At 68.3% G+C, this 647-nt stretch carries 2 protein-coding genes; both read right to left on the bottom strand.

Going from position 1 to position 647, the window contains the following annotated elements:
- A partial coding sequence (locus AC3WJP_RS29140) for a hypothetical protein (RefSeq protein ID WP_493724610.1) occupies positions 1 to 311 on the bottom strand: 311 nt, incomplete at its 3' end.
- A 56-nt stretch (positions 312 to 367) separates the two neighbouring features.
- Positions 368 to 647 (bottom strand): hypothetical protein (locus AC3WJP_RS29135; protein WP_493724609.1); only part of this gene is annotated, 280 nt, incomplete at its 5' end.

Below are 647 nucleotides of genomic sequence, written 5' to 3'. Positions count from 1 at the left end.
ATGCTGCCGCCCGCGCTCAAGAGCTGCGCGGTGCCCATGCCCAGCGTGCCGCCACCGACATGAAGCAGGCGGCCGCCATCGTTGAGGAAGTCGCCCAGGTACGTGTCGAGGTCGGCGTTGGCGAATTCCAGGATGCCGTTGCGGTTATCGAGCCGGCCGGTGATGTTCAGGCGGCTGACGTCGTTGCTCGGCGAGCCGCTGCCCAGGGCGCGCAGCTGGCCGGTGTGGTTGTCGACGCTGGCGGCCTGCACGGCGAGGCGGGTGTTGCTTTCGATGATGCCGCGGTTGATCAGGGCGCCGGCGAGGGTCATGTCGATCGACTCACCGGCCAGCTGACCCCCGCTGGCATTGCTGAAGCTGTCGCCGATCAGGCTGATGTTGCCCAGGGCGAAAGGCCGCCGTCGCCGTTGTCGAAAGCGCCGTGGCGCAGCGTCGCGTGGCCGTTGCGGGCGTTGATGCGGCCGCCCTGGTTGGCGAGCCGAGCGCTGATGTCGAGGTTGAGGTCGTTGTGCGCCTGGAGCGTGCCGCCGTGGTTGCTGAGGTGCTCGGCGCTGATTTTGATGTCGCCCTCACGGCTGAGGATCAAGCCGCCGTCGCCGTTGCTCAGCTGGCGCTCGACGACAGCGCTGAGTGCGCCATTGGCTGCC

This window comes from Pseudomonas sp. GW821-FHT01A09, assembly GCF_058986725.1.
Note: the sequence above shows the minus strand (reverse complement) of the source record. Positions and strands in the feature narration are given on the sequence as shown.